A 21,901-nucleotide genomic window follows, 5' to 3' on the forward strand; every position below is an offset into this window, starting at 1 on the left:
CTGCATGTCACGCTTTGCCAATAAAGTCGCCGTCGTCACCGGAGGTGGCCGCGGAATCGGTCAGGAAATCGCCCGCGCCCTCGCCGCCGAGGGAGCCAGGGTCGCCGTCGTCAGCCGCAGCGAATCCAGCTGCGGCAAAGCCGCCGACGAAATCAACGCCGCCTTCCCCGGCTCCGCCACCGCCTACGCCGTGGACATCGCCGACCACGCCGCCGTGCAGGAGCTCGCCAAGAAAATCGGCGACGAACTCGGCAGCGTGAACATCCTCGTCAACAACGCCGGCGTCACCCGCGACGGACTGCTCATGCGGATGAAGGAAGAGGACTGGGACACCGTCCTCGACACCAACCTCAAAGGCGCTTTCAACACCGTCAAAGCCTTCATGCGCGTCCTCATGAAAGCCGAGGACCCGCGCATCATCAACATCGCCTCGGTCATCGGACTCATCGGAAACGCCGGCCAAACCAACTACTCCGCCAGCAAGGCCGGCCTGATCGGTTTTACCAAAGCCGTCGCCCGCGAACTCGCCGGCCGCAGCGTCACCTGCAACGCCGTCGCCCCCGGATTCATCACCACCGACATGACCGACGAGTTACCCCAAGCCGTCAAGGACGCGGTCATCGCCAAAATCCCGCTCAGTGTTTTCGGCGAAACCAAGGACATCGCCGAGGTCGTCACCTTCCTCGCCAGCCCCGCCGCCCGTTACATCACCGGCCAGGTCATCGCCGTCGATGGCGGCATGACCATGTGATTCTGATTTCAGCATTTCAGTTTTCAGCACCTCAGCTTATACTTCAAAGAATGAAGCTCATTCTCCTGCGCCACGGAAAAGCCGAAGACAGCCACCCCGACGGTGATTTTTCGCGAGCCCTCGTCGAAAAAGGCCGCAAGCAAGCCCGTCGCGCCGCCAAGCTCCTCAAAGCCGCCGGCGAGCTTCCCGACATCGTCCTCACCAGCCCGCTGGTCCGCGCCCGCCAGACCGCCGAGGAATTCTGCCAGACCGCCGAAATCCCCGGCGCGACGATCCAAGGCTGGCTCGCCAGCGGCATGGCCCCGGAAACCGCGCTCAAGGAACTCACCGCTTTTCACGACTTCAAGAGCGTCGCCATCGTCGGCCACGAGCCGGATTTCTCCGGACTCATCCAGTGGATTCTCGGCATCTCCAGCGGCGGCATCGATGTCAAAAAAGGAGCCGTCGCCTGCCTCGAAATCAATCCGCCCACCCGCCGCGGCACGCTCCTCTATCTCATCCCGCCGAAATTCGCCGGAGAGATCGAGTCGTGACGGACCGGTAAAAGCCACGGCCTAACAACCCAAGCCCGGCGACGGCGCCACGGGGCGCGCCGATCGCGGATCGAATATCAGACCACCGCGTCATCGTCTCACAATTTCTCCTGTCTTGCCGTCAACCCGAACACCCTGAGTGAACGCTCGGCGCTGACCATCGTTGAAAAAGGTGTCACGCACGTAGTAATAGCATGAGTCGGCGTAAATCTGCCAATCGTGCTTCAGTGAGAGTGTCCAAGGTGTCTGCGTGATGATCGAACCTGCCTGAGCCGGCGTGACTGAGAAACCAGATGGCGCGGGCAAGTCCGGCGGAAAGTGCGTTCTGCGGGTCATGGCGTGGGTTGGAGGGGCGGGAAAAAGCACGCGCCAGTCGTAGAGCCGGCCCTGCCGGATGGCGAGGGATTTCCACGAGCCTACTGAAACGCGCGCGGGGCGCTTGATCACTCCTCGAGCAAATCGCCCGCATCCCTCCAAAACGAGCGATCGACAACTCAGGAATCGACGATACAAGCCTCATCGTCATCGCGGTCGCAGCCCCTCCGGAGAGTGAAAATCACGGCTGACAAAATCGGCTTGAAACTTGGCACGCATGATGCTTTTTCATGCGCGTCAGCCGTCTCCGGCGGGTGAAGGAACGCCTTCATCTCCGGGGATCACTGAAACTAATTACCGTTAATCACTGAAAATCAACATCATCATGGCCAAATACAAATTGGAATACATCTGGCTCGACGGCTATACCCCCGTGCCGAATCTCCGCAGCAAAACCCAAGTCAAAGAATTCGCCAGCTTTCCAAGCCTCGAGCAACTCCCGTTGTGGGGCTTCGACGGCAGCTCGACCCAGCAAGCCGAAGGCCGCAGCTCCGACTGCATGCTCAAGCCAGTCGCCATTTATCCGGACAGCACCCGCAAGAACGGCGCCCTCGTGATGTGCGAGGTCATGATGCCCGACGGCGTCACCCCGCACCCGACCAACGGCCGCGCCACCATCCTTGACGATTCCGGCGCATGGTTCGGCTTCGAGCAGGAATATTTCCTCTATCAAGACGGCCGCCCGCTCGGCTTCCCTGCCGATGGCTTCCCCGCCCCGCAAGGCCCGTATTACTGCGGCGCCGGCTACAAGGCCGTCGGTGACATCGCCCGCCAGATCGTCGAGGAGCACCTCGACCTCTGCCTCGACGCCGGCATCAACCACGAAGGCATCAACGCCGAGGTCGCCAAAGGCCAATGGGAGTTCCAAATCTTCGGCAAGGGCTCCAAGCGCGCCGCCGATGAAATCTGGACCGCCCGCTACATCCTCAACCGCCTCTGCGAAAAATACGGCATCGACGTGGAATACCACTGCAAACCGGTCAAGGGCGACTGGAACGGCTCCGGCATGCATGCGAATTTCTCCACCACCTATCTCCGCGAAAAGGGTGGCAAGGCATACTTCGAAGCGCTCATGGCAGCCTTCGGCGAGCATTGCGAAGAGCACATCGCCGTCTATGGCCCGGACAACCACCTCCGCCTCACCGGCCTCCACGAGACCCAGTCGATCGACAAGTTCACCTACGGCCTCGCCGACCGTGGCGCGTCCGTCCGGATTCCTCACAGCTTCATGCAGAACGACTACAAGGGCTACCTTGAGGACCGTCGTCCGAACTCCCAAGGCGACCCCTATCAAATCGCCTCGCGGATTCTCAAGACCATCTCGCTCGTGCCGACTCCCTGAGTTAGCCGTCCGGGATCGTCCCGAACGATTCATCCAAAAAGCCGTCTTCCACACCGGGAAGGCGGCTTTTTCCTTTTCCCTGCTTGAAGAGCTTGCGACACACGAAGTAAAAGCAGCCATGGCGAAAGACCCGATTTGCGGAATGGACGTGGATGAAACGACAGCACTCCGCGCCGAGCGCGACGGCCAGACTTACTATTTCTGCGGCGAGTCCTGCCGCGCAAAATTCATCCAACCCAAGGCAGCTCACTCCTGTTGCGGTGGGAATCACGCCCCGGTCGCGCCCGCGGCGGACGCGAAATTCTTCTGCCCGATGTGCCCCGGCATGGAATCCGACAAACCCGGCGAGTGCGCCAAGTGCGGCATGGCGCTGGAACGGAACCCGACATTCGCCGGCAAGACGATCTACACCTGCCCGATGCACCCGGAAATCCGCCAGGACGCGGCTGGCGACTGCCCGAAGTGCGGGATGGCGTTAGAGCCCGTCACGGAGTCCTTGGACGAGGAGGAAAACCCCGAACTGGTGGACATGACCCGCCGCCTCCGCATCGGCGCGGCGCTGGCGTTGCCGGTTTTCCTGCTGGCGATGGCCCACCTGATCCCCTCGCTCGCCCACGACCCGCGGCTCAGCGGCGATGCCTCGCGCTGGACCCAGTTCATCCTCTCCACGCCTGTGGTGATGTGGGCGGGTTGGCCGTTTTTCAAACGCGGCTGGCGTTCGCTTGTTAGCCGGAACTTCAACATGTTCACGCTCATCGCCATCGGTGTCGGCACCGCCTACGTCTTCAGCGCGGCGGTGATGTTGGCACCCGGCGTGTTTCCCGAATCACTGGCTTCCCACGGCCGGGTCGCCATCTACTTCGAGGCCGCCGCGGTGATCGTCGTGCTCGTCCTGCTAGGCCAGGTCCTCGAACTCCGCGCCCGTGGCAAAACCGGCAGCGCAATCCGCGCGCTGCTCGATCTCGCGCCCAAGACCGCGCGCCTCGTCGAGGACGGCAACGAACGCGACGTGCCGCTCGAATCCGTCCAAGCCGGCGCGAACCTGCGCGTCCGCCCCGGCGAGAAAGTCCCGGTCGATGGTAACATCCTCGAAGGCCAATCCTCGCTGGACGAATCCATGATCACCGGCGAGCCGATGCCCGTTAGTAAGACCATCGGCGATCCGGTGACCGGCGGCACGCTCAACACCACCGGCAGTTTCATCATGACTGCCAGCCGCGTCGGCAGCGACACCGTGCTCGCCCGCATCGTGAAAATGGTCGCCGAGGCCCAGCGCAGCCGCGCGCCCATCCAGGCGCTGGCGGACCAGGTCGCCGGCTATTTCGTCCCGGCGGTGCTCGCCGTCTCGCTGGTCACGTTTCTGTTATGGTCGTCGTTCGGTCCCGGGCCCCGCCTCGCCTTCGCCATCGTCAACGCGGTCGCCGTCCTGATCATCGCCTGCCCCTGCGCCCTCGGCCTCGCCACGCCGATGTCCGTCATGGTCGGCATCGGCCGCGGCGCGCAGGCAGGGATCCTCATCCGTAACGCCGAAGCCATCGAGGTGATGGAAAAAGTCACCACCGTCGTCGTGGATAAAACCGGCACGCTCACCGAGGGCAAACCCCGCCTCACCGAAGTCATCGCCGCGGATGGCACGAGCGAAACCGACCTCCTCCTCGCGGCCGCCTCCATCGAGCAAAATAGCGAGCATCCCCTCGCCGCCGCCATCATCAACGGAGCCAAACAACGCGGGATCACGCCGCAGGCAGTCACCGATTTCGACTCGATCACCGGCGGCGGAGTGACCGGTAATTTCTCCGGACGCCAGGTCATCATCGGCAAACTTGAATTTCTCCAACAGCAATCCGTCACCGGATTCGACACCCTCGCCATCAAGGCCGCGGAGCTTCAATCCCAAGGCCGCACCGTGATTTTCGCCGCCATCGACGGCCAAGCCGCGGGCATCCTTGCCATCGCGGATCCTATCAAATCCACCACCCCGCAAGCCATCGCCCGGCTGCACGCGCTCGGGTTGGAAATCATCATGCTTACCGGCGACAACGAACGCAGCGCCCAAGCCGTTGCCAGATCCCTCGGCCTCGATCAAGTGAAAGCCGGCGTCGAACCGCAGCACAAACACGAGTTCGTCCGGCAACTCCGCGAGCAAGGTCACATCGTCGCCATGGCCGGCGATGGCATCAATGACGCGCCCGCCCTCGCCGCCGCCCACGTCGGGATCGCGATGGGCACCGGCACCGATGTCGCGATGGAAAGCGCCGGCATCACCCTCGTGAAAGGCGATCTCCGCGGCATTGCCCAAGCCATCACGCTCAGCCGCGCGATGATGCGGAACATCCGCCAGAACCTGTTCTTCGCCTTCATTTACAACACCCTCGGCGTCCCGGTGGCCGCCGGAATCCTGTATCCGTTTTTCGGCATCCTGCTCAGCCCCATCCTCGCGGGTGCCGCGATGAGCCTGAGTTCCGTCTCGGTCATCAGCAACGCACTCCGCCTGCGAAAAACCAAACTGCTAGATCACTGATCAGGCCACCACTTTCTTCACGAAGCACGCCTTCAGGCCGATGGTGATGCCATCCATTTTGCAGGTGATTTCATGATCGCCATCTACCAGACGAATCGGCTTCGACTTGGTTCCCACCTTGAGAACCTGCGACGAGCCCTTCAATTTCAAGTCCTTGATCATCGCCACCACGTCGCCATCCGCGAGCACGTTGCCATAGGCGTCCTTGACGATCCGGTCCGTGGCGGCGGCGTCTTCCGACTGCGCTTCGATTTTCCAATCATGCCCGCAAGTGACGCACTCGAAGTGGTCGGAGTGGGTCAAAACATCGGTCATCTCGCACATCGGGCAGGCGGTTTCGCTCATAGGCGGCCACGAAAGACCACCCCCTGCCCGAACTCAAGCACTTACTCCGCAGGGATGTTCCAAACACAGGGAAGAGAGTCGTCTCCGCTGAAGTTTCCGGCGGCACAAGACCTTTTCGATGAATGCGCTTCAATGAAAGCCTGCCATTCCGCAGTGTAATGGTTGATCCATTTTTCATCACTGCCACACAGCCAGTTCTTGCTCGACGCGGAAGAATCGGCGGATGGGTTCTTGGATTTTTGCGATCCGGATTTGGCGGATTTAGGGGTCGCGGGCCGCACGCCCGCGCTCGGGTATTGGGTAGCATTCATACATTTTCAGATAATGGCTTTGAGGGGATTTACGAATGACATGACTACACCACGGATTTTAGATATAAAAGGAATTTCTATTGAATCTTGATCACTCCTGCGGAATGACGGGATTTGGAAAGCGAACCCACCCATGGACCGGCTCAAACCTTCATTCTTCGAGAGAAATCCCGTGATTTTCGCCCGGGAATTGATCGGCGCGCACTGGTTGTTCAATGTGCTGGTGAAGGGCGACGATGAATCGGGCTTCGTGCTGTTCCGGGCGCTGGAAGCGGTGTCGGGCATCGAGCAAATGCGCGGCCGGCGGGAAGGCGCGGCGGACCGCTTGCTGGGCGCCGGACCGGGGCGGTTGACGGCCAAGCGCACGGCACGAGTTTTCTCGAACTCCCGGATTGCGGAATCATCCGCAGCGAAGCGGTGGAGACCTGCGCGGGCGGCCGCGTCGGCATTTCCCGGGCCACCGAGTTTCCATGGCGCTTTGGCGATCCGTCGTCGAGCTCGCTCAGCCGGAAATTCTGATAGCTCCAGGCCTTGAACAAACCGCCGCGTATCCCGGCGAGCGCGGCGGGTCCTTGGCGACGAGTTCCAACAGCTCGATGTCTCCCCGGTCACGGGCTTCGCACCGCGTCCATGCGGTCGCCGCCCGCTTTGGAGTGCCCCGCAACGTGATTCAGGCGCAAGCCAGACGCTATGCGACCTATCGGGCAACTCATTAGTTGGAGTTCACGAAGCCGGGTGCTCACCAGAAAACCATCCGCAGCCCGGCGAGCATGGAGAACACCACGATCATCCACTCGAAGGCCGCCTGCGGCACGTGTTGCAAGAGCCATTTCCCGCCCACGATTCCCACCGCCACCGCAGGCAGCAGCTTGAGGTTTTCCAGCAAACTCTCCGGCGTGATCAGCGCCAGCCGCGCGTTGAGCGGCACCTTGATCAGATTGATCAGCAGGAAAAACCGCGCGCCGATGCCGATGAGCTCCATCTTCGGCACCCGCCGCGCCATCAGATAGAGCTGGATCACCGGGCCCGCCGCGTTCGCCAGCATCGTGGCGAAGCCGCCTAACACACCCGCGCCCAGACCGAAGCCTTGCGAGCCCGCCATGCGGTCGAAGCCCGCCGCCTGCCAGCGCCGGAACACCTGCAGCGCCACCATCAGCAGCACGCAGCCGCCGATGACCCGCCGCGCGGTGATTTCCGAAATCCCGCCCAGCACCCACCATCCCGCGGCGATCCCGAGCAAGGCCGGCCCCAGCAACTTCCACACCGGCCGCCACGAGCCGTGTTTCAAAAACGCCGGATAGGCCATCAGGTCCGCCGCGATCAGCAGCGGAAGCGCCAGTCCGACCGACGCCTTCGAGCCGTAAATATCCGCCAGCAAGACCACCGACACCATCGAGATCCCGCTGAACCCCGCCTTCGACAAGCCGATGCACAACGCCGCCAACAGCGCCAAAGCATAAACCGACGGATCCGAAAGCATCTCCCCGCGAACCATCGGCGGATCGCTTGTGCCAGCAAGCACAAACGACCGTACGACTTGCCCCTTCCCAAGCCCCCGCTGCGGTGTTCATCATGCCGCATGGCCACCCTCGCGCGGATTCTACGCCACACCTTGCGCTTCCCGCTGCAGAGCTTGCTCTCGTTGCTGATGGCCGTCCTTTGCACCTCGCTGGTCCTCGTCCTGCCCGGCATCACCATGCGTTTCATCGATGAAATCATCGCCAAGAACCGACCCGACCTCATCCTCTCCACCGCCGCGCTCGGCATCGGCGCCATCTTCGTCCGCCAGCTCCTTTTCACCCTCCGCACCTATCTGAACAACTCGCTGGAGCTCAAACTCACCCACCTCGTCCGCGTCGAGCTCTACGACAAGCTCCAGCGACTGCCGGTGAAATGGTTCGATTCCAACTCGTCGGGCGAAATCATGTCCCGCGTCGCCGACGACGTGCCCGCCATGGACCGCGTCATCATCGAGGGCGTGGACCAGGCCATCGCCGCGGTGCTGCAGCTCGCCATCATCATCGGCTACATGCTCTATCACTCGTGGCAGCTCACACTGGTAACCTTGATTCCCCTGCCCGTCATCGGCGTCATCACCACCTGGTGGGCGCGCCGCTCCGAGCCGCTGTGGCGCGCGTCCTCCGAGGCCTCGTCCGCGCTCAACGCCATCCTCCACGACAATCTATCCGGCATCCGCCAGATCAAGGCCTACACCGTCGAGCCCAAGGCCCTCGACACCTTCGACAAGGCCTCGCGCAAGGTCGGGGAAAGCCACATGACCGTCATGCGCGGCCAGGCCATCGTCTGGCCCGGCGTCTCGCTCATCGCCGAGTCCGGCATCATCCTGATGGTCGCCTGCGGGGCCTGGTGGACGCTGCGCGGAAATCTATCACCCGGCGTCGTCATCGCCTTCCTCGTCGCCTGGGGGTTCCTGTTCGACCCCATTTCCCGCATCAATCCCCTCGCCCAGACCTTCACCCGTGGCGCCGTCTCCGCCAAGCGGATCTTCGCCATCATCGACACCCCGGACGAATCCCACCTCACCGAAGGCGAGCGCCCTGAAGGCTTCCGCGGCCACGTGCGCTTTGAAAACGTCTCCTTCACCTACGCCGGCCACGCCCCCGCCATCGACGGACTCACCCTCGAAGCGCTGCCCGGCGAGACTATCGCCCTCGTCGGCGCGACCGGAGCCGGCAAGTCCACGGTCCTCAACCTGCTCACCCGCTTTTACGAACCGACCGCCGGCCGCATCCTCATCGACGGGGTCCCGCTGGCCGGAGTTTCCAAGGAATGGCTGCGCGACCAGCTCGGCTACGTCACCCAGGAAAGCTTCCTCTTCAACACCACCCTGCGCGAGAACCTCCTGCTCGCCAAGCACGACGCCAGCGACGAGGAAATCTGGTCGGCCCTCGAAGCGGCCAATGCTGCTAGCTTCGTCCGCACCGGTCCCGACGGCCTCGACACCATCGCCGGCGAGCGCGGCGGCCGCTTTTCCGGCGGCGAGAAACAACGCCTCTCCATCGCCCGCGCGCTGCTGAAAAATCCCCCGCTGCTGCTCCTCGACGAAGCCACGTCCGCCCTCGACAACACCACCGAACGCCTTGTCCAGCAAGCGCTTGAAAACCTGCGCTCGGACCGCACCTGCTTTGTCATTGCACACCGCCTCTCCACCGTGCAGAAGGCAGACCGCATTTGCGTCCTCCACCACGGAAAACTCATCGAACAAGGAACCCACGCCGAACTCCTTGCGGTTGGCGGCGCATACGCCAAACTGTGCGAAGCCAGCTTCGCTAACGATCCTCGACCCGCCGCCTGAAACCCACCAGTCTCCCACCCAACAACTCTCCTCATGGAAACACTCATCAAGCTCCCGGACTCCGCCGCTCCCAGCACCATCGCCGAGATCCTCGCCTCGCTGCGCAAGGAACACTTCGAGCCCCGCCACGAAGCCAAGGCCTGGGGCGACTGGATCTATCTGGACAGCTACACCACCGTCATCAGCATCGAGTGCAACCACGGCCTCAGCAGCACCGCCACCATCGAGCACGGCGATGGCGAGGAGGAGGGCGAACCCGTCACCTCGCTCTACCGCGCCTTCGGCCGCCTCGGCTGGCTCGGCATCGACGGTGACGGCGAGTTTCCACTGGACTGAGCCATGAGAGACATCAGCCACCCCGCCGAGCGACTGGTCCAGGCAATGGCCCGGATCTATCAATACCGGATGACCACCACTTCCGGCGGAAACCTCTCGATCCGAGACGCCGACGGTTCGATCTGGATCACCCCCGCGCGGGTGGACAAGGGCGCGCTGCGCATCGAGGACATCGTCCGCGTCCTGCCGGACGGCAGCACCGAGGGGCTGCACAAGCCCTCCTCCGAGTTTCCCTTCCACAAGCAAATCTACGACGCGCGGCCCGACCTCGGCGCCATCGTCCACGCCCACCCGGTGGCGCTCGTCGCCTTCAGCATCTGCGGGCAGGCACCGGACACCCGGCTTTTCACCAAGGCCCATTCGGTCTGCGGCGAGCCGGGATTCGCGCCTTACGCCCTGCCGGGCAGCAACCTGCTAGGCGAGCGCATCGCCACCGTCTTCGCCGCCGGGCATGATTGCGTGATGTTGGAAAACCACGGCGTCGTCGTGGGCGGCAAGGATTTCGCGGACGCATTCCGCCGCTTTGAAACCTTCGAATTCCTCGCCAAGACCGTGATCAAGGCGCGCGCCCTCGGCCCGGTGAAATATCTGACCGCGGAGCAACTCGCCGTCGGCGAGAAACCCGCGTCGGAGCTTGAGGAGTTCGATCCCGGCCTCGCCACCAGCGCGGAACGCTCGCTGCGCCGCGAGTTGTGCGACTTCATCCGTCGCGGCTATCACCAGCGCCTGCTCACCAGCAACGCCGGCAGCTTCTCGGTGCGGGTCGATGACGACTCGTTCCTCATCAGCTCGAAACTGGTGGACCGCGCGACGATCACGCCTGACCAGCTCGTCCTCATTCACCAAGGCCGCCGCGCCCGCGGCACCCAGCCCAGCCAAGCCTGCCATCTCCACCAGCTCATCTACCGGAAACATCCGGAGATCCGCGCCATCGTCAACGCCACGCCGGTCAACGCCACCGCGTTCTCCGCCTCCGCCGCCCGCCTCGACACCCGCACCATTCCGGAGAGCTACATCTTCCTCCGCGACGTGGCAGTGCTGCCTTTTTCCTGGGTCTATGACGCGCCGGAAAAAATCGCGGAAACCATGACTCCGGAGTTCCCCATCGCGCTCATCGAGAACGACTGCGCGCTGGTGTTAGGCAAAACCATCCTCGACGCCTTCGACCGCCTCGAAGTCCTCGAATCCACCGCCGAGGCCGTCATCCTCAGCCGCTCGCTCGGCGAGGTGCGGCCGATGGGAGACGAGGTCATCGAGGAACTCATCCAAGCCTTCCTCAAATAAGCATCCGTTGGAATTTCCTGACGGTTTTCCAATAGCTATCCGCCGCCCTCCGCCCGCATCCTCCCATCCCACCTACCTCTATGATTGTCCCCTGGCTTGTCTTCATCGGTTTCGTCTTCGTCATGTTAGCGCTCGATCTCGGCGTGTTTCACCGGAAGTCCCACATCGTCGGCTTCAAGGAATCCATCGCCTGGTCGGCGGTGTGGATCACCCTCGGGCTGTCATTTTCGGTGCTGGTTTATTTCGCCTACAACGGACAATGGTACGGGCTCGGCCTGACACCTGACAGCGTGGACGGCCTGGTCAATAACGGCAAACTCGCCGCCACCAAGTATCTCACCGGATACGTGGTGGAGAAATCGCTGAGCGTGGACAACATCTTCGTCATCGCGATGGTCTTCGGCTCGCTCGCAGTGCCCGCGCGCTATCAGCACCGGGTCTTGTTCTGGGGCATCCTCGGCGCGCTGGTGATGCGCGGCGCGATGATCGGCGTCGGCTCCGCGCTGGTGCACAATTTCCACTGGGTGCTCTACGTGTTCGGCGTGTTCCTGATCCTCACCGCGCTGAAAATGTTGTTCATGAAGGAAAAGGAAGAGCATCCGGAAAACAACCCGCTCGTCCGCTGGCTGCAAAAACATTTCCCGATCACCCGCAACTATCACGGCCAGCATTTCCTGGTGAAGGCCGGCAGCCCGAACGCCCACGAGACCGCCGAGCCCGGCGCCGCCGTCGTGGCCGATCCCGTGGTGGACGCCGCGCCTCACGGCAAATGGCTGCTCACCCCTCTCGCCGTCGCGCTCGTGCTGGTCGAGGTGACCGACCTGATCTTCGCCGTCGATTCCATCCCCGCGATTTTCTCGATCACCGCGGACCCCTTCCTCGTATTCACCAGCAACGTCTTCGCCATCCTCGGCCTGCGCTCGCTGTATTTCGCGCTGGCCGGGATGATCTCGCAGTTCCGCTACCTCAAGCCCGCGCTCTCGCTGATCCTGCTGGTCGTCGGCGTGAAAATGCTCGCCGCCAAGTGGCTCAAACTCTGGCTCGGCGACTCGTTCAACCTTACCATCCTCGCGGTGATCCTGGGCATTCTCGCGACCGGCGTGATCACCTCATGGCTAGTGAGACCGAAAAGCGAAAACCGCTGACTAGGCCCCGAGATAGGCGGCCTGCACTTGCGGGTCGGCCTTCACTTGGGCGGACGGACCTTCGATGAGAATCTTCCCGGTTTCCAAAACGTAGGCATAGCTGGAGATATCGAGCGCGAGATTGGCGTTCTGCTCGACGAGCAAAATGGTCAGTCCCTGCTCGCGGTTGATCTCCACGATCCGTTCGAAAATCGTCTTCACCAGCAGCGGCGCGATGCCGAGCGACGGCTCGTCGAGCATCAGGAACTTCGGCCTGCTCAGCAACGCGCGACCAATCGCTAACATCTGCTGCTCGCCCCCGGAAAGCGTGCCGGCGGATTGGTTCTCGCGCTCCTTGAGCCGGGGAAACAGGCCGAAGACATACTCCGTTTGCTCCGCGATCCACTTGCGGTCGCGCTGGAGGTAAGCGCCCATCTTGAGGTTTTCATGCACCGTCAGGTTCGCGAAAACCATGCGGCCCTCGGGCACGTGGCAAAGCCCGCCCGCCACGATCCTCTCGGGCGGCAGCTTGGAAATTTCCCGGCCGTCATAACGGATCGAGCCGGACGCCGGCTTCACCAGCCCGGACAGCGCCCGCAGCGTCGTCGATTTCCCCGCGCCGTTAGCACCGATCAGCGTGACGATGCCACCCTGCGGCACCTTGAGGCTGACGCCGTGGAGGGCTTTGATCGCGCCGTAGGAGACGTGTAGATTTTCAATCTCAAGCATGACCGGGATCGGTGGGGGTGGCTGCCGCGCCGAGATAGGCTTCGATAACTTTCGGGTGGCGTTGGATTTCCTTCGGCGTTCCCTCGGCGATCTTGATGCCGTATTCGAGGACGGCGATGCGCTCGCAGATGCCCATGACGACTTTCATGTCGTGCTCGACGAGCAGGACGGCGAGGTTGTAGCGCTCCTTGACGAAGCGGATGAGGCGCATCAGGTCGTCTTTTTCGGACGGGTTCATGCCGGCGGCAGGTTCGTCTAGCAAGAGGAGCCTGGGGCGGGTGGCGAGGGCGCGGACGATTTCGAGGCGGCGCTGGTCACCGTAGGGGAGCGAGACGGCGAGCTCGTCGCGCTGCTGGGTGAGGTTGAAGATTTCGAGCAGTTCGAGGGCGCTCTTTTCGGTTTCGGCTTCGGCGGTTTTCCAGCCTTTGCCGCGCCAAAGGGCGCTAAAATAACCCTCTCCATTGTGGAGGCGCGCGGCGACGCGGATGTTGTCGAGCACGCTGAGGCTGCGGAAGAGCCGGATGTTCTGGAAGGTGCGGGCGATGCCGGCCCCGGCGAGGCGGTTAGGCTTGATGCCGAGCGTGTCTTTTCCGGCGAGGCGGATCGCGCCAGAGGTGGGCCGATAGACGCCGGTGATCATGTTGAAGGCGGTGGTCTTGCCCGCGCCGTTCGGACCGATCAGGCCGACGAGCTCGCCATCGCCGACGGAAAGGCTGAGCTCGCTAACGGCGGTGAGGCCGCCGAACTTGATGGTGGCTTTTTCAAGCTCGAGCAACGGCGCGTTCATGAGTGGCTGCGGCGTTTGAAGTTGAAGGAAAACAATCCCGCGGGACGCAGCAGCATCAGCAGAATGATGAGCAGGGCGTAGATGATCATCCGGTATTCCGAGAAATCGCGAAGCAACTCGGGCATCAACGTGAGCAGGATGGCGGCGGCGATGACGCCCACGGTCCGGCCCATGCCGCCGAGGATGACCATCACCACGATGTCGATGGATTTCAGCCAGTCGAAGCCGGTGGGCGAGAGGAATTGCTTGTGATGAGCATACAAGCCGCCGGCGATTCCGGCGAAGAACGCGCCGGTGACGAAGGCGGTCACCTTGGTCCGTGTGGTATCGACGCCGTTGGACTCGGCGGCGATTTCATCATCATGCACGGCGATGAAACCGCGACCGTAGGTGGAGTTCACCAGCGCGGAAATCGCGTAAATCGTGATGGCGGCGAAGCCGAAGGTCCAGCCGAGGTTGGTGAATTTCGGGATGCCCTTGAGTCCGCTGGCCGCACCGATGGCTTCAGTGTTCTGGGCGACGACCCGGATGATTTCCCCGAAGCCGAGGGTGACAATGGCGAGGTAGTCGCCACGCAAGCGAAGCGAAGGCACGCCGACTAACAATCCGACCGCGGCGGCGAGCAAACCACCAGCGACGAGCGCCAGCGGGAAATACCAGATCGCGTTGGCGGCGTCGCCGACTTGCAGCGAGATCCACGCCGAGAAGAATCCGCCGACGGCCATGAACCCGGCATGGCCGAGGCTGAACTGGCCGGTGTGGCCGTTGATCAGGTTGAGGCTGGTCGCGAGGATGATCGCGATGCCGACATCGATGACGACGCCGAGGTAGTAGCGGTTGAACTGCGGGGTGAAATAGGAAGCGAGGATCGCGAGTGCGATCCCTAGCAACAGCCAGCGTTTTGCTCCGGGGAACGGCATCAGACTTTCTCGACGGAAGAGCGGCCCAGGAGACCGGCAGGTTTTAACAGGAGGATGAGGATGAGGATGCCGAAGGCGATGGCGTCGCGGTAGTTCGACAACTCGGGGATGCCGCCGGCGAAGGTTTCCAGCAAACCTAGCAGCACGCCGCCGAGCACCGCGCCGGGGAGATTACCGATGCCGCCGAGCACCGCGGCGACGAACGCGCGGAGGCCGGGCTGCACGCCCATCAGCGGCTCGATGCCGGGAGCCTTGATCGCGTAGAGAATCCCGGCGATGGCGGCGAGCGCGGAGCCGAGGCCGAAGGTGAACGAGATGATCCGGTCCACCGGCACGCCCATCAGCGAGGCGGCCTGCTGGTTGTAGGAAACGGCGCGCATCGCGGTGCCGACGCGGGTTTTCTGCACGATGAACCACATCGCCACGAGCAGAACGATGGTCACTCCCACCGTGAGCACGTCGTTGCTGGAAATGACGAGGTTGCCCAGATGGATCGCCTGCTCCGGCAGCAGTTGCGGGAACGGCTGCGGCGCGGCTCCGAAGACCTTCTCGTTCTGCGCGGTGAACTCGATGAGCAGCGAAACGCCGATGGCGGTGATCAGCACGGCGAGCTTCGGTCGGTTTCTCAAGGGCCGGTAAGCCAGCTTTTCAATCAGCATGCCGAGGCAAGCACACAGCGCCGCGGCGACGATGAAGACCATGATGCAGGCCAGCGCCGACTGCGAGCCGAGCAGCTTCTCGATCTTCGGCGCGATGTAAAACGCGGTGAACGCGCCGAGCATCAGCACATCACTGTGGGCGAAGTTGATGAAGCGCAGCACGCCGTAAACCATCGTGTATCCCAACGCGATGAGCGCGTAAATCGCCCCCAGCCCGAGCCCGTTAATCGTTTGCTGAAGGAACCAATCCAAGTGCGGCTGTCAGTTGAGAGTTGCGGGAAAATTAGAAATCGGCCGTTCTCAACCTCAAGGATTCACCGTCGCGTTGTAGGTGAACTTGCCGCCTTTGATCTGGATGAAAACGAGGGCCTTCACGGCGTCGCGGTCGGCATTGAGCGAGAAGTTGCCGCTGGCTCCGGAGAAATCCTTGGTGGCGGCGATCGCGTCGCGCAGGGCGGCGGACTCGGTGGTGTTAGCACGCTTGATCGCATCGACGAGGACCATCGCGGAGTCATAACCAAGGACGGCCATCGCATCGGGAGACTTGCCGTTGAAGCGCTTTTTGTAGGCACCCACGAACGCGGTCATTTCCGGAGTCGGCTGCTCGATCGAGCAATGGGTCGAGAAATAATGGCCTTCCACCGCGTCCTTGCCAATGGTGAGCAGGCTCTCGCTCTCCCAGCCGTCGCCGCCGAAGATCGGGATGTTCATGCCGAGCTGCTTGGCCTGGATGCAGATGAGCGCGACGTCGTTATAATATCCGGGAAGGAAGATCGCGTCCGGCGCGTCGCTCTTGATGGCGGTGAGCTGGCCCTTGAAATCCTTGTCGCCGCCGTTGAAGTCGAGCTCGATGCCGACGGTGCCACCGCTGGTGGTGAACTTCTCCTTGAAGCTCTTGGCGAGGCCCTTGCTGTAGTCGCTCTTCACGTCGGTGAGGATCGCGACTTTTTTCGCTTTCAGCGTGCCGCTGGCGAAGTTGGCGAGCGCGCCGCCTTGGAAGGTGTCGTTGAAGCAGACGCGGAAAATGTAGTCACCCTCTTTGGTGACCGTCGGGTTGGTGGAAGCCGGCGAGATCATGGGAATCTTGTTTTGCTGGCAGATCGGTGCGGCTTCGAGCGAGCGGCTGGAAGCGACTTCGCCGAGGATCGCGACCACGCCGTCCTTGGAGATGAGCTTGTTGACCGCGTTGGCGGGTTCGCCGGCTTTGGTCTGGTCGTCCTCGGTGAGCAGCTCGAGTTTCTTGCCGAGCACGCCGCCCGCCGCGTTGACCTGCTCGATGGCAAGGAGCGTGCCTTCATGCGAGGAGGTGCCGAATGTCGCTTCCTTGCCGGTGAGCGAGGCGAATTCCCCGACCTTGATCGTGTCACCGCCTCCGGACTTGCAACTCGGGAGCGAGAGCAGGCTGACAAGCGAGGCGGCAGTGGCGAAAATCAGTTGGAAAGGTTTCATGCGGGAACGATTGGCGAGCGAAGCGCGGAATTTAGGTAGCCGCCCTACCGAGTGCAACAGCATATTTCATGCCCGCCACGTCACCCCCTACCCGCCCAGATAGCTCATCTCCGCCTTGGGCAGCCCGCCCCGCCCGCGCTCTTCGGAATAGCGGTCCGCCCGCGTCTGCCAGATCGAGCGCACCGTTTCCGCGAGGACGGAGGAATCCATCCCGCTCCGCAATATCCCCCGCAGGTCGTGGCCCTCCGCCGCGAACAGGCAGGTGAAAATCTTCCCGTCCGCGGACAACCGCAGCCGCTGGCAATCGCTGCAAAACGGCTTGGTCACCGAGCGGATCAGTCCGATCTCGCCCGCCCCGTCGCCGTGGCTCCAGTGGGCGGCGACCTCGCCGCGATACGCCGGGTCACGTGGCACCAACGGGAACTCTCCGGCTAGAACCGATAAAATTTCATCACCCGAGATCACCTCGCCGAGTTTCCAGCCGTTCGTCTCGCCCACGTCCATGTATTCAATATAGCGCAGGTCCACTCTGGCGGACTTGGCCCAGCGGGCGAGCGGCAGGATTTCCCCCTCGTTCACGCCGCGCTGGATCACCGCGTTCACCTTCACCGGCAACCCGAACGCCTGCGCCGAGCTGATCCCGGCCAGCACCCGCTCCACCTTCGCGCCCACCCCGTTCATTTCCGCGAAAATCTCCGGATCTAACGCGTCAAGACTCACCGTCACCCGACTCAGCCCCGCCAGCGCGAGCGCCTCCGCATGATGCGCGAGCAAGACGCCGTTCGTCGTGACCGCGATGTCCTTCACGCCCTCCACCGTCGCCAGCATCGCCACCAGATCCTCCAACCCGCGCCGCAGCAGCGGCTCGCCGCCGGTCAGCCGGATCTTTTCAATTCCCAGCGGGACCCAAGTTCCCACCAGACTGACGATTTCCTCAAACGTCAGCAACTCCTCCCGCGGCATGAACGCATGACCCGGACCGAACACCTCCACCGGCATGCAGTAGCGGCAGCGGAAATTGCAGCGATCCGTCACCGAGATCCGCAAATCGCGCAGTCCGCGTCCCAGAAAATCCATCGGCAGGTCCATCGCCGGAACGATGACCGATCTCGGCCCGACCGCAATCCCCAATGAATCGTCCCGCCATCGCTATCGCCTCCCGCGGGGTGGAATTCAAATCGCCCTTTGCCTCCGCCGGCGGCTGGCACTCCGCGCGGCGCGTCTTTTCGCCCGTCCGAGAGCATTATCACCCGCCTTGCAACCGCCGATCATTTCGACAAACCACCTAATCTGCTGATAATCAGCAGACTTGAAGCAAGACACCGCCGCCCGCTTAAAAATCTCATTTTCCTGCCATTGGCGGGTTGACAAGCCGCTTCCGGTACCTAGAGTGCGCGCCCCGAGCCGGCAACCGGACGGATCACGAACCTTTATTTGAGGCCCAAGCCATGAGCAAACGCACTTATCAGCCATCCAAGCGCACACGGAAAAACCAATTCGGCTTCCGGGCCCGCATGGCCACCAAATCCGGCCGCGACATCATTCGCCGCCGCCGCCAAAAAGGCCGCAAGCGCCTGATTCCAAAGGGTGTTGAGATTCAATACAGCCGTCACACGACGCAGCACGGCAACTGAGGCTCCGCCCTCAGGCAGTCACGGGAGTCCACAGCATCCCCGCCATGCGACTCCCGCGGACATCCAGCATGACCCAACGCGCGGACTTCGCGCGGGTCAAAACCACCGGTCAGGCGAAAGCCGGCCGGTTTGTTATTTTAAGCACTCTGCCTGATCCGTCGCTCACCACGATCCGCACCGGCTTCATCACCACCAAGCGCAGCGGCAAGGCCCACGACCGCAGCCTGCTGCGCCGCCGGTTCCGCTCGCTCGTCCAGTCCCACGCCCCCGCATTTGTGGAAATCCGCCGCTACCTCGTCACCATCGCCCGGCCGGGTGCCTCCAAGGCGACCTTCGCCGAACTGGAGGAAGACTGGGTGCGGCAAGCCAAGCGGCTCGGCCTGTTCCCCCGCCCCGCCCAAAAATCGTGATCTCGCGATTTGTCAGCACCGTGATTCGTCTCCTGATCCGCTTCTATCAGCGGGTTCTCAACCCGATGTTGAAAGCTGTCTCCGGCCCCGCCATGGGCTGCCGCTACACGCCGAGCTGCTCGAACTATTTCCTCCAAGCGGTGGACGCCCTCGGCCCGTTCCTCGGCTCGTGGCATGGAATTTGTCGGATTTTCCGCTGTCATCCATGGGGTGGCTGCGGTTATGACCCCGTCCCGTCGCCCGGCGCGCCGGTAACTGAAAAGCATTGCTGCTCGCGCCACCGCGAAACACCTCACCTCTAACTTTCCACCACGCCTCCATGTACGATCGTAAAACCTGGGTCATCCTCGCCCTCTGCGGCGGCCTGCTCGCCGCCAACCTCTACTACTCCAGCAAGAACGCCGCCGCACAAGCCGAGCTCCGCGCCCGCGAGCAAGCCTTGCAAAAGAGTCTCCCCGCACCCGGCGTTCCCGCCACCACTACCGCGGAACTCACCGTCGAGCCGCCCCCGCCGCCGACCGAGGAGGAAACCGTCGTTCTCGAAAACGAAGACGTTGCCTTCACACTCACCAACATCGGAGGCGGCATAAAATTCGCCGAGTTCAAGAAACAGTTCCAAGTCGGCAGCAAGACCGAACTCGTCCAAGCCAACCGTTACGGCATCGGCCCGATCGGCGGCCTGGCAGGCGCTGGCGAAACTTTGGAAAACGTCCCTTACGCCTACAAAGCCGACGAATCCGTGGCAGGAAAGAAGGCCGTGTTTATTGCCAAGCTGCCTTCGGGATTGATCGCGAAAAAATCGTTCTCGCTGGCGGAAGCAGGCAAAGCCGGTTCCAACTACATGCTCGATTTCGAACTCAAGCTCGAAAACTCGGCCACCATCGCCACCAACCTCGGCCAATGGAGCCTCTTCATGGGCGAGGCCTCCCCGCTCTATCAAGCCGAAGTCGGCCAGCAAACCGGATTCTTCTGGAGCGAAAACGGAGGCATCGATTTCAAGGACGGCTCCGGATTCACGGGCGGCATGTTCAGCTCCGCCAAGTCGCTCATGAAAAGCGACAGCGTGAAGCCGGTAAAGTTCGCCGGGGTCACTAACCAGTTCTTCGCAACCGTCATCCGCCCGGCCGAACCCGCCCTCACCCAAGTCTGGGCGAAATCCACCCAAGTCAGCATCGCCGCCGGAGAGGCCACGGTTACCGCCGTCCATGCCGGACTCCAACTTCCCCCGGTTTCCCTCAATCCCGGCCAACCGCTCACCCTCAACTACCTCGTCTTCATCGGACCCAAGCACAACGCGATGCTCCAGAAAATGGACAGCGCCTGGGGCATCGGCTGGGGCGAGGTCATGCAATACGGCTGGTTCTGGTGGGTCTCCGGCCCGCTCAACTGGCTGCTCAATACCTTCCACAGCCTGCTGGACCAAGTCGCCAAAAACTGGTCGTGGGGCCTCGCCATCATCTTCCTGACCATCACCGTCCGCATCATCATCTGGCCGCTCCACGCCAAGTCCACCCACACCATGAAGCGGATGGCCAAGCTCCAACCGGAGATGGCCAAGATCAAAGAGAAATACGCGGACGATCCGAACAAAATCAACACCGAGACCATGGGGCTCTATCGGAAATTCGGGATCAACCCGCTCGGCGGCTGCCTCCCGATGCTCATCCAGATCCCGATCTTCTTCGGTTTCTACCGGATGCTCCAATACGCCGTCGAGCTCCGCGGCCAGGGCTTCCTGTGGGTGGACGACCTCTCGCAGCCGGACACGCTCATGCACATCTCCGGCGTGCCGATCAACATCCTCCCCGTCGTCATGGCGATTTCCAGCTTCCTGCAAATCAAGATGACGCCCAAGACCGGCGACGCCATGCAACAGAAGATCATCATGTTCATGCCGTTCATGTTCTTCTTCTTCTGTTATAACTTCGCCTCCGCGCTCGCGCTCTATTGGACCACCCAGAACATCTTCTCCATCGGTCAGACCTGGCTGATGAACAAGGTGCCCGAGCCCGAGCTCAAGGCCCGCACCGGAACCGACAAGCAGTCCTGGGTCCAGCGGATGGCGGCCCGCCAGGCGGAGATGCAAAAAGCCCAGAAGGCCAAAAGCCAGGGCGGCATGCGCGACGTGACGCCGGATTCCAAGAAGAAGCGTCCCCCGCGGACCGGCGGTTGAGCGACCCGGAGCGCGGCGCGGAAATCACTCGCTGTAAAGGGTGAACTTGGGCTTCGCGGGACCGCGCCAATTTAACAGGCCCTTGCTCCAGGCCCAGAGAAGGCCTTCCGCGAGCAGGAGCAGGAACAGCATGGCTACCAGAAACGCGCCGACTGGCAGCTTGAGAAACGCCACGGCGAACGGGAGCAGGAAAACCGTTTCCACGTCAAACAGCAGGAACAGCAGGCCGAACAGATAGTATTGCGAATGGAAGCGCGTCTGCCGCTCGGCGAGCGGGTTCACACCGCATTCGTAGAGCGCGTTCTTTTCCTTGCCGCGCTTGATCGGCGTGAAAAACGTCATCCAAACACGGGCGAGAACGAGCGAACCGATGGGCACCATCAGCGCCACGGCAAAGAAAATCAGAACCGGTAAATAGGGGTGATTCATAAGCTGGGATTTCTAGGATGGGGATTTACTATTGTCAGAGGCTAGATTTATTTGCAGTCGCACAGGCCACCGAATCAAGCCAAATGTCTGTAGAATTGAAGCCGCTCCCCGACTTTTGACCTACGGACTTGCCTTCGGGAGGCCGGGTTCGTCAGGCGTGGTGATTTCCAGCAAATCCGCCACCAAACGCCCGATTTCAAATTCCACATCGCAACCGATCGCAGTGAAAATTTGAATGAGTTCTACCAGATCCACCCTTCGCTCGCAGGTTTCGATCCTGCTCACCAACCCGTGTTCTCTAGCGAGCAAACGAGCCAAATCGCGTTGCGTGAAGCCTTTTTGGCTACGCAACTCGGCGATGCGCTTGGCGATAAGCCACGGCGGATTTTTAAAAATCGGCAAAAATCTGGTTTTCAGCTGATTGAGCCAAATTACTGCACATGTTCTGCGCCTTCGGGCACAACTCGCGCATG

23 protein-coding genes are annotated in these 21,901 nt (G+C 62.2%); 13 read left to right on the top strand and 10 right to left on the bottom strand.

What is annotated here, in order from left to right; genetic code table 11:
- From fabG to AC4DF4_RS11210, 4 genes are all read left to right on the top strand, one after another.
- On the top strand, nt 1–751 hold a 751-nt coding region (gene fabG, locus AC4DF4_RS11195), incomplete at its 5' end, for a 3-oxoacyl-[acyl-carrier-protein] reductase (protein ID WP_490048197.1).
- 50 nt (nt 752–801) lie between these two features.
- The gene (gene sixA / locus AC4DF4_RS11200; RefSeq protein ID WP_490048198.1) at nt 802–1,284 is read left to right on the top strand and encodes a phosphohistidine phosphatase SixA; all 483 of its coding nucleotides are present in this window, start codon (nt 802–804) and stop codon (nt 1,282–1,284) included.
- Between the two features lie 700 nt (nt 1,285–1,984).
- A complete protein-coding gene (locus tag AC4DF4_RS11205) occupies nt 1,985–3,001 on the top strand; it encodes a glutamine synthetase beta-grasp domain-containing protein (RefSeq protein ID WP_490048199.1) in 1,017 nt (338 codons plus the stop codon).
- Between the two features lie 118 nt (nt 3,002–3,119).
- Nucleotides 3,120–5,522, top strand: coding sequence for a heavy metal translocating P-type ATPase (locus tag AC4DF4_RS11210; protein ID WP_490048200.1), 2,403 nt, complete (start codon nt 3,120–3,122; stop codon nt 5,520–5,522).
- Here AC4DF4_RS11210 and AC4DF4_RS11215 read toward each other — a convergent pair whose 3' ends face one another.
- A complete protein-coding gene (locus AC4DF4_RS11215) occupies nt 5,523–5,867 on the bottom strand; it encodes a zinc ribbon domain-containing protein YjdM (protein WP_490048201.1) in 345 nt (114 codons plus the stop codon).
- A 444-nt stretch (nt 5,868–6,311) separates the two neighbouring features.
- Here AC4DF4_RS11215 and AC4DF4_RS11220 point away from each other — a divergent pair, with 444 nt between their 5' ends.
- Nucleotides 6,312–6,713, top strand: coding sequence for a DNA-3-methyladenine glycosylase (locus AC4DF4_RS11220; RefSeq protein ID WP_490048202.1), 402 nt, complete (start codon nt 6,312–6,314; stop codon nt 6,711–6,713).
- A gap of 204 nt (nt 6,714–6,917) precedes the next feature.
- Here AC4DF4_RS11220 and AC4DF4_RS11225 read toward each other — a convergent pair whose 3' ends face one another.
- Nucleotides 6,918–7,658 carry a sulfite exporter TauE/SafE family protein gene (locus AC4DF4_RS11225; protein ID WP_490048203.1) on the bottom strand — a complete coding sequence of 247 codons (741 nt, stop codon included), beginning with the start codon at nt 7,656–7,658 and terminating at the stop codon, nt 6,918–6,920.
- Nucleotides 7,659–7,757: 99 nt separating this feature from the next.
- On the opposite strand from AC4DF4_RS11225, the gene AC4DF4_RS11230 reads away from it, so the two are divergent.
- From AC4DF4_RS11230 to AC4DF4_RS11245, 4 genes are all read left to right on the top strand, one after another.
- Nucleotides 7,758–9,494, top strand: a complete 1,737-nt coding sequence (locus tag AC4DF4_RS11230) for an ABC transporter ATP-binding protein (protein ID WP_490048204.1) — start codon at nt 7,758–7,760, stop codon at nt 9,492–9,494.
- 33 nt (nt 9,495–9,527) lie between these two features.
- A complete protein-coding gene (locus AC4DF4_RS11235) occupies nt 9,528–9,830 on the top strand; it encodes a hypothetical protein (protein WP_490048205.1) in 303 nt (100 codons plus the stop codon).
- 3 nt (nt 9,831–9,833) lie between these two features.
- Nucleotides 9,834–11,114: a class II aldolase/adducin family protein gene (locus AC4DF4_RS11240; protein ID WP_490048206.1), complete on the top strand. Its 1,281-nt coding sequence runs from the start codon at nt 9,834–9,836 to the stop codon at nt 11,112–11,114.
- An 80-nt stretch (nt 11,115–11,194) separates the two neighbouring features.
- Nucleotides 11,195–12,259 carry a TerC family protein gene (locus AC4DF4_RS11245; protein ID WP_490048207.1) on the top strand — a complete coding sequence of 355 codons (1,065 nt, stop codon included), beginning with the start codon at nt 11,195–11,197 and terminating at the stop codon, nt 12,257–12,259.
- Here AC4DF4_RS11245 and AC4DF4_RS11250 read toward each other — a convergent pair whose 3' ends face one another.
- The 6 genes from AC4DF4_RS11250 to moaA form a co-directional block, all read right to left on the bottom strand.
- Entirely contained in the window at nt 12,260–12,967 is a 708-nt protein-coding gene (locus tag AC4DF4_RS11250; protein WP_490048208.1) for an ABC transporter ATP-binding protein, read from the bottom strand.
- Nucleotides 12,960–13,754, bottom strand: a complete 795-nt coding sequence (locus AC4DF4_RS11255) for an ABC transporter ATP-binding protein (RefSeq protein ID WP_490048209.1) — start codon at nt 13,752–13,754, stop codon at nt 12,960–12,962. Before AC4DF4_RS11255 ends, AC4DF4_RS11250 begins: the two co-directional genes overlap by 8 nt.
- On the bottom strand, nt 13,751–14,674 hold the full coding sequence (locus tag AC4DF4_RS11260) for a branched-chain amino acid ABC transporter permease (RefSeq protein ID WP_490048210.1): 924 nt from the start codon (nt 14,672–14,674) through the stop codon (nt 13,751–13,753). The genes AC4DF4_RS11255 and AC4DF4_RS11260 overlap by 4 nt, the downstream gene beginning before the upstream one ends.
- On the bottom strand, nt 14,674–15,585 hold the full coding sequence (locus AC4DF4_RS11265; protein ID WP_490048211.1) for a branched-chain amino acid ABC transporter permease: 912 nt from the start codon (nt 15,583–15,585) through the stop codon (nt 14,674–14,676). Before AC4DF4_RS11265 ends, AC4DF4_RS11260 begins: the two co-directional genes overlap by 1 nt.
- Nucleotides 15,586–15,639: 54 nt before the next feature.
- Complete coding sequence (locus AC4DF4_RS11270; RefSeq protein WP_490048212.1) at nt 15,640–16,782, bottom strand: ABC transporter substrate-binding protein; 1,143 nt, start codon at nt 16,780–16,782, stop codon at nt 15,640–15,642.
- Nucleotides 16,783–16,869: 87 nt separating this feature from the next.
- Entirely contained in the window at nt 16,870–17,871 is a 1,002-nt protein-coding gene (gene moaA / locus AC4DF4_RS11275) for a GTP 3',8-cyclase MoaA (protein ID WP_490048213.1), read from the bottom strand.
- A gap of 359 nt (nt 17,872–18,230) precedes the next feature.
- Here moaA and rpmH point away from each other — a divergent pair, with 359 nt between their 5' ends.
- Genes rpmH through yidC form a run of 4 tightly spaced genes read left to right on the top strand, consistent with a single transcriptional unit; the run spans nt 18,231 to nt 20,999 of the window.
- Complete coding sequence (gene rpmH / locus AC4DF4_RS11280; protein ID WP_490048214.1) at nt 18,231–18,416, top strand: 50S ribosomal protein L34; 186 nt, start codon at nt 18,231–18,233, stop codon at nt 18,414–18,416.
- A 44-nt stretch (nt 18,417–18,460) separates the two neighbouring features.
- Nucleotides 18,461–18,826 carry a ribonuclease P protein component gene (rnpA, locus tag AC4DF4_RS11285; protein ID WP_490048215.1) on the top strand — a complete coding sequence of 122 codons (366 nt, stop codon included), beginning with the start codon at nt 18,461–18,463 and terminating at the stop codon, nt 18,824–18,826.
- A complete protein-coding gene (gene yidD / locus AC4DF4_RS11290; protein WP_490048216.1) occupies nt 18,823–19,128 on the top strand; it encodes a membrane protein insertion efficiency factor YidD in 306 nt (101 codons plus the stop codon). The genes rnpA and yidD overlap by 4 nt, the downstream gene beginning before the upstream one ends.
- 17 nt (nt 19,129–19,145) lie before the next feature.
- On the top strand, nt 19,146–20,999 hold the full coding sequence (gene yidC, locus AC4DF4_RS11295; RefSeq protein WP_490048217.1) for a membrane protein insertase YidC: 1,854 nt from the start codon (nt 19,146–19,148) through the stop codon (nt 20,997–20,999).
- Between the two features lie 24 nt (nt 21,000–21,023).
- Here yidC and AC4DF4_RS11300 read toward each other — a convergent pair whose 3' ends face one another.
- Nucleotides 21,024–21,428 carry an NADH-quinone oxidoreductase subunit A gene (locus AC4DF4_RS11300; protein WP_490048218.1) on the bottom strand — a complete coding sequence of 135 codons (405 nt, stop codon included), beginning with the start codon at nt 21,426–21,428 and terminating at the stop codon, nt 21,024–21,026.
- A 120-nt stretch (nt 21,429–21,548) separates the two neighbouring features.
- The coding region (locus tag AC4DF4_RS11305) for a helix-turn-helix domain-containing protein (protein ID WP_490048219.1) at nt 21,549–21,901 on the bottom strand (353 nt) is incomplete at its 5' end.

Source organism: Luteolibacter sp. (assembly GCF_058122085.1).

What these genes read in the sequence shown, in the direction of transcription:
- rpmH (WP_490048214.1), top strand. Translation starts at nt 18,231, where the DNA reads ATGAGCAAACGCACTTATCAGCCATCCAAGCGCACACGGAAAAACCAA.
- AC4DF4_RS11250 (WP_490048208.1), bottom strand. Translation starts at nt 12,967, where the DNA reads ATGCTTGAGATTGAAAATCTACACGTCTCCTACGGCGCGATCAAAGCC.
- AC4DF4_RS11270 (WP_490048212.1), bottom strand. Translation starts at nt 16,782, where the DNA reads ATGAAACCTTTCCAACTGATTTTCGCCACTGCCGCCTCGCTTGTCAGC.
- AC4DF4_RS11245 (WP_490048207.1), top strand. Translation starts at nt 11,195, where the DNA reads ATGATTGTCCCCTGGCTTGTCTTCATCGGTTTCGTCTTCGTCATGTTA.
- sixA (WP_490048198.1), top strand. Translation starts at nt 802, where the DNA reads ATGAAGCTCATTCTCCTGCGCCACGGAAAAGCCGAAGACAGCCACCCC.
- AC4DF4_RS11225 (WP_490048203.1), bottom strand. Translation starts at nt 7,658, where the DNA reads ATGCTTTCGGATCCGTCGGTTTATGCTTTGGCGCTGTTGGCGGCGTTG.
- AC4DF4_RS11220 (WP_490048202.1), top strand. Translation starts at nt 6,312, where the DNA reads ATGGACCGGCTCAAACCTTCATTCTTCGAGAGAAATCCCGTGATTTTC.
- AC4DF4_RS11205 (WP_490048199.1), top strand. Translation starts at nt 1,985, where the DNA reads ATGGCCAAATACAAATTGGAATACATCTGGCTCGACGGCTATACCCCC.
- AC4DF4_RS11240 (WP_490048206.1), top strand. Translation starts at nt 9,834, where the DNA reads ATGAGAGACATCAGCCACCCCGCCGAGCGACTGGTCCAGGCAATGGCC.
- AC4DF4_RS11215 (WP_490048201.1), bottom strand. Translation starts at nt 5,867, where the DNA reads ATGAGCGAAACCGCCTGCCCGATGTGCGAGATGACCGATGTTTTGACC.
- AC4DF4_RS11230 (WP_490048204.1), top strand. Translation starts at nt 7,758, where the DNA reads ATGGCCACCCTCGCGCGGATTCTACGCCACACCTTGCGCTTCCCGCTG.
- AC4DF4_RS11255 (WP_490048209.1), bottom strand. Translation starts at nt 13,754, where the DNA reads ATGAACGCGCCGTTGCTCGAGCTTGAAAAAGCCACCATCAAGTTCGGC.
- yidC (WP_490048217.1), top strand. Translation starts at nt 19,146, where the DNA reads ATGTACGATCGTAAAACCTGGGTCATCCTCGCCCTCTGCGGCGGCCTG.
- rnpA (WP_490048215.1), top strand. Translation starts at nt 18,461, where the DNA reads ATGCGACTCCCGCGGACATCCAGCATGACCCAACGCGCGGACTTCGCG.
- AC4DF4_RS11300 (WP_490048218.1), bottom strand. Translation starts at nt 21,428, where the DNA reads ATGAATCACCCCTATTTACCGGTTCTGATTTTCTTTGCCGTGGCGCTG.
- AC4DF4_RS11210 (WP_490048200.1), top strand. Translation starts at nt 3,120, where the DNA reads ATGGCGAAAGACCCGATTTGCGGAATGGACGTGGATGAAACGACAGCA.
- moaA (WP_490048213.1), bottom strand. Translation starts at nt 17,871, where the DNA reads ATGGACCTGCCGATGGATTTTCTGGGACGCGGACTGCGCGATTTGCGG.
- AC4DF4_RS11235 (WP_490048205.1), top strand. Translation starts at nt 9,528, where the DNA reads ATGGAAACACTCATCAAGCTCCCGGACTCCGCCGCTCCCAGCACCATC.
- AC4DF4_RS11260 (WP_490048210.1), bottom strand. Translation starts at nt 14,674, where the DNA reads ATGCCGTTCCCCGGAGCAAAACGCTGGCTGTTGCTAGGGATCGCACTC.